This is a genomic window from Mycobacterium sp., from assembly GCF_047975165.1.
In the GTDB taxonomy this organism is placed as follows: domain Bacteria; phylum Actinomycetota; class Actinomycetes; order Mycobacteriales; family Mycobacteriaceae; genus Mycobacterium.
Map to the genome: position 1 here is coordinate 1 of NZ_JBKECZ010000144.1, position 5,312 is coordinate 5,312.

Here is a 5,312-nt window from a genome sequence, read left to right on the forward strand (position 1 = left end):
GAGGCCGAGGCCCTCGCCGGCGCCGACGGCCAGGGCGAGGTCCAGACCTGGGCCTGGCCCGGCGCCGCCCCCGGCGCGGACTTGGACACTGGCGCCGACGCGGACGCTGGCGCCGACACGGACGCCGACACCACCGCCGACCGTGACACCACAGTCACAGCCGACGACACCACCGCCGAACGTGACACCACAGTCACAGCCGGCGCCGAGGGTGACACCACAGTCGCAGCCGGCGCAGAGAACGCTGACACCGAGGCAGAGGACACCGAGGCCCAAGAGGCCAAGGCCCTCGCCGACGCCAACGCCAACGCCAACGCCAACGCCAACGCCGACGCCGACGCCGACGGCCAGGACGATATCCAGACCTGGGCCTGGCCCGGCGCCGCCCCCGACGCCGGAAACGACACCGTCATCATCCCCGCGGCCGAGGACGCCGGGGCCCAGGAGACCGACGCAGAGAGCACGGGGGCCCAGGAGGCCGGGGCAGAGGAGGCTGAGCCCAGCGCAACCGGCCCCAACGAGCCACCGGCCGAACCGCCAACCCCGCCCCGCCGCCGACGTGCTCTGCAAGCATCCGCGACCAGGCGCGGCTTGGTGCTCACCGCGCTCGGTGGACTGCTGATCGCCGGCCTGGTCACCGTTCTGCCCGTCACCGGCACCGTTCCCGGGCTGCTAACCGGCTTGATCAGCAACAACCCAATACCGAACAGCGAGCCCAAGAGTAACTCCGCTTTCGACCGCGCGGTCGCGGGTGACTGCCTGAACTGGCCGGACGGCGCGCCAGAGTCGGCCACTATCGTCGACTGCGCCGACGACCACCGATTCGAGGTAGCCCAGCCGGTGGACATGCAGGCCTTCCCCGGCTCGGAATACCGCCCCGGTGCCGATCCCCCTTCGCCGACCCGCATGCAGCAGATCAACTCCGAGCAGTGCGATCCCAGCGTGCGCCGTTACCTAGGCGTCAGGTTCGACCCCAACAGCAAGTTCACCGTCAGCATGCTGTGGTCGGGCGACCGGGAGTGGCGGCAGGCCGGTCAGCGCCGGATGCTGTGCGGCCTACAGCTACCCGGGCCGGACAATCAACAGGTGCTGTTCAAGGGCAAGGTCGCCGACATAGACCAGTCCAAGGTGTGGCCCGCGGGGACCTGCCTGGGCATCGACCCGGCCACCAATCAGCCCGTCGATGTCCCCGTCGATTGCACGGCACCGCACGCGATGGAGGTCACCGGCACCGTCAACCTGGCCGAGCACTTCCCCGAGGGGATGCCCCTAGAAGCCGATCAGGACGAATTCATCAAAGACTCCTGCACCCAGATGACCGACGACTACCTGGCGCCGGTCGAGCTGCGGACCACCACCCTGACCCTGATCTACCCGACGATCCCGCTGCCGAGCTGGGCTGCGGGCAGCCGCGAGGTCGCCTGCAGTGTTGGCGCGACGCTGGGCAATGGCGGTTGGGCGACTCTGCTCAACCGCGCGGACGGGCCGCTGCTGATCAACGGTCAGCCGCCGATACCACCGCCCGACATCCCCGAGGAGCGGCTGGACCTGCCCGACCTCCCCGGTCAGTAGCCGGTGGTTCGTCCGCCCACGGACGCTGCGGCCAGCGAATCTCCGCCGCATGCGCGCCGCCTCGGATGCCCGCCACCGTCCGCGCAACGGCCAACGGCATAGCGCGATGGCAGTGCGGATGGATCCGCGGCGCTTCGAGGACCTGGTCTCGGGCGCACTCGACCGGATACCCGAGAAACTCACCTCCGCCATGGACAACGTCGTCATCCTTATCGCCGACCGTCATCCCGACGACGACGAACTGCTGGGCTGTTACGAAGGCGTCGCACTCACCGAGCGCGATTCGGACTACGCCGGCGCCCTCCCAGACACGATCACGATCTATCGCGACGCATTGCTGGAGGTCTGTGGTTCCGACGACGAGGTTGCCGAACAGGTGACGATCACGGTGATCCACGAAATCGCTCACCACTTCGGCATCGCGGACGACGCGCTCGACGAACTCGGCTGGGGTTGACCAGCGAGCGCACTTCGGGCGCGGCATCCTCAATCCGGCGGCGCCCGGTGCTATGAACGGCATATGAGCGTAGACGCCGGCAACTACCGGGAAAACGTGGATCGATTACCTCGCTGCGACGGCACACTCATCCACCATTCCCTGGCGCGGCCGGAATGCACCGAGCCGGACTGCGGGATTCCGAGGCTGTTCGCGCACGCTTTCGTCATCGACTGCGACGCGCTCGGGTGCGACTGCGCGGGATCCGCCGGCCGGCGCGGTTCAACCCGTCGGATCGGAGCTTGACCCCACGGCATCCCCAACCTCCGGGTTACCGGCGTCGGGATCGAACGGGGGTGTACGGGTTCCCCACTGCACACAGCTCCAGCGCCCGTCGGTGATCGGGCTGAGCACCACCGATTCCGCATTGCTCAACGGGTTGTCCAGCACGAAGCGGCCGTCGACGCCGGCCAGCACCGCGGCAGCCAACCGGATGGCCGCGCCGTGGCTGACAACCACGATGTCACCGTCGAACTCGTCATCGTCCAGGTGTCGGATCCGGAGGTCGTCGAGCACCGGCACATACCGGCCCAGTACATCCTCGGCCGTCTCACCACCCGGAAACGGAACGCTGAGCTCGCCGTGGTGCCATCTGCGGTAGATGGCGTTGAATTCGGCGATCGCCTCGTCGTCGCAGCGATTCTCCAGAACACCCACCTGAACCTCATGAATACCGTGTAGTTCCACCGGGGCCGCGCCGATCTCGGCGCCGACCTCCGCCGCCGTTTCCGATGCCCGAAGCGCCACGGAGTGTGCCAGCATCGACACCCGCGCGGCCGCGCGCCCGTGGGCGAACGCCCGAGCCTGGTCCCGTCCCAACGGCGTCAGCGCCGCTCCCGGCGGCTTGGTGTCCAACCTGCGTTCAACGTTGCCGACGGATTGTCCATGTCGCAGCAACACCAGCCGACCACTCATCGCTGCGTCTGCCCCTTCCCGTCCGCGAGTCCCACTTCCCCCCTTCGCAGGCGCGTCAACCATGCGGATGCCTCGCTCGCCGACGGCGGCAACGCTCCCACGGGCTCACCCGTGGGCCAGGAGCCCAGATACCGCACATCGGCGCAGCGGCGGTGCAGGGCCTTGAGCGCTTCTGCGACCGCATCGTCGTCGATATGGCCGACGCAGTCGACGAAGAACATGTATGTGCCCAGCCCGGTGCGGGTGGGCCGGGATTCGACGCGAGTCAGGTCGATTCCCCGGATCCCGAATTCGGACAACGCCAGCAGCAGCGCGCCCGGCACGTTCTGCAACCGCAACACCACCGAGGTTCGGTCGCTTCCGGTTCGCGCAGGCGGCGTACCCGGCGGACCGATCAGGACGAAGCGGGTGCGTGCGTTGGACTCATCGACCACGCCCCGGGCCAACTCCGTCAGCTCCCAATGCGCGGCGGCCAGCGGGGAGGTCACTGCCGCGTCGACGCGGCCCTCGGCAACCTGACGTGCGGCGTCGGCATTGGAATACGCCGGCCGCAGCTGGGCGCCGGGTAGATGTTCGGCGATCCACTGCCGCACCTGGGCGGCCGCCACCGGGAACGCCGCCAGGGTCGCGACCTCGGCCGCAGTGCGATCGGCTTTTACGACGATGCTGAACGACACATCCAGCGTTGTCTCGGAGAACACCTGCAGCGGCGATCCGGCACCCAGGCTGTCCAATGTGGGCGCCAACGATCCGTCGATCGAGTTCTCGATCGGCACGCACGCGAAAGCCACGTCACCGCGTCGTACCGAGTCCAGCGCCGCCGGAGTGCTGTCGGTCGGCACTCGTATCGCGTCGCCGCCGGGGATTTGTCCCGCGCCGGCAATCTGCAGCAGGGCCGCCTCCGTGAACGTCCCTTCCGGACCGAGGTAAGCGATGCGGGCCACCCTGACAAGACTAGGCACATCTGCCGGGATTCGACGCACGCGAACAGCCGGTGTCGGCACTCACAATCCGGACAGCTTGCCGCAGGGGCGTGGCAGCTTGCCGCGACTCCAACCGTCGGTTATCTTAGGCTTACCTAACTCACTGGAGGCTCCGTGCTACCTGCCGCATATCCGGCGCCGACCACGGCCGAACGAATCCGCACGACATGTTCGCGGGCGGGGAGCGCGTTGCTGGCAGTCGACGGCGCCGATCCGCTCTCCCTGCCCGTGCACCACCTGCTACCGGACGGCGCCTTCGCCGTCGTCGTTCCCAACGGTGCGACCGGTGGCGGGCAGCTCGACGGCTCGCAGGCGGTGCTGGAATTGACCGACCACGCACCGCTGCCGGTGCGCGAGCCCGTCCGCTCGCTGGTCTGGGTGCGCGGCCGGCTGCACCGGGTGCCTCCCCCCGAAGTCTTCGCACTGTTGGATCAGGTGGCCACCGAAAATCCCGACCCGGTTCTACTGCAGGTCGACACCCCGAAGTCCGGCCCGCCCAACACCGACGAAACCCGCTACACCCTGCTACGGCTCAGCATCGATTCCGTGGTGGTCACCGACGCGACCGGCGCCGAGCCGGTCAGCCTCGACGATCTGCTTACTGCACGCCCCGATCCGTTCTGCGAGGTTGAGTCGACATTGCTGTGGCATCTGGCAACCGCACACGCCGACGTGGTCGCTCGCCTGGTCTGCCGATTGCCCGCACCGCTGCGCCGCGGGCATGTCCGGCCCCTCGGGCTGGACCGGTACGGCGTGCGGTTCCGCATCGAGGCCGACGACGGCGATCGTGACGTCCGGCTGTCCTTCCACAGGCCTGTCGATGATTTGGGCGGCCTACGAAAAGCGATTCGCGTCCTGATGGGATGCCCATTCGTCAACGGGTTGCACGCCCGTCTCTAACGCTCCCGGCTCGGCTGTCCAGGCAAGTTCGCAGCACGTAAATTGTCCGGGTGAACGGTGATCGACCGCGAGTGGGCCACCACCCCCGAAGGACACCCCCGGGCGAATGGCCGCCACGCCCCGGAACCGTCCCGCAGCCGCCGCGCCCGGCCCCACCACCACCGCACCCGCGCCCGGCCCCACCACCACCGTGGGCGGCCCCGCCACCGCGGCCTGCCCCACCACCACCGCACCCGCGCCCGGCCCCACCACCACACCCGCGCCCGGCCCCCCCACCACCGTGGGCGGCCCCGCCACCGCGGCCTGCCCCACCACCGCCGCACCCGCGCCCGGCCCCACCCCCACCGCACCCGCGCCCGGCCCCACCACCACCGCCGCGCGCCGCCTCGACCGCGCCGCCCCCGCGCGGGACACCCGCCCCCCCCGGGCGCGCGCGGCACCGGCGC

At 69.5% G+C, this 5,312-nt stretch carries 4 protein-coding genes and 2 pseudogenes; 4 read left to right on the top strand and 2 right to left on the bottom strand.

Annotated features, from left to right (window positions below):
- Positions 1-483: 483 nt before the first annotated feature.
- A pseudogene (locus ACK5M9_RS13545) lies at positions 484-1,650 on the top strand (septum formation family protein); the annotation flags it as partial.
- Between the two features lie 28 nt (positions 1,651-1,678).
- The gene (locus tag ACK5M9_RS13550) at positions 1,679-2,029 is read left to right on the top strand and encodes a metallopeptidase family protein (RefSeq protein ID WP_416893677.1); all 351 of its coding nucleotides are present in this window, start codon (positions 1,679-1,681) and stop codon (positions 2,027-2,029) included.
- 261 nt (positions 2,030-2,290) lie between these two features.
- On the opposite strand, the gene ACK5M9_RS13555 is transcribed toward ACK5M9_RS13550, so the two are convergent.
- Both ACK5M9_RS13555 and pheA read right to left on the bottom strand, forming a co-directional pair.
- A complete protein-coding gene (locus ACK5M9_RS13555) occupies positions 2,291-2,983 on the bottom strand; it encodes a histidine phosphatase family protein (protein WP_416893678.1) in 693 nt (230 codons plus the stop codon).
- Complete coding sequence (gene pheA / locus ACK5M9_RS13560) at positions 2,980-3,927, bottom strand: prephenate dehydratase (protein WP_416893679.1); 948 nt, start codon at positions 3,925-3,927, stop codon at positions 2,980-2,982. Before pheA ends, ACK5M9_RS13555 begins: the two co-directional genes overlap by 4 nt.
- A 153-nt stretch (positions 3,928-4,080) precedes the next feature.
- On the opposite strand from pheA, the gene ACK5M9_RS13565 reads away from it, so the two are divergent.
- Entirely contained in the window at positions 4,081-4,866 is a 786-nt protein-coding gene (locus tag ACK5M9_RS13565; RefSeq protein WP_416893680.1) for a DUF2470 domain-containing protein, read from the top strand.
- A 106-nt stretch (positions 4,867-4,972) separates the two neighbouring features.
- Positions 4,973-5,312: pseudogene (locus ACK5M9_RS13570) on the top strand (hypothetical protein); the annotation flags it as partial.

What these genes read in the sequence shown, in the direction of transcription:
- ACK5M9_RS13550 (WP_416893677.1), top strand. Translation starts at nt 1,679, where the DNA reads ATGGCAGTGCGGATGGATCCGCGGCGCTTCGAGGACCTGGTCTCGGGC.
- ACK5M9_RS13555 (WP_416893678.1), bottom strand. Translation starts at nt 2,983, where the DNA reads ATGAGTGGTCGGCTGGTGTTGCTGCGACATGGACAATCCGTCGGCAAC.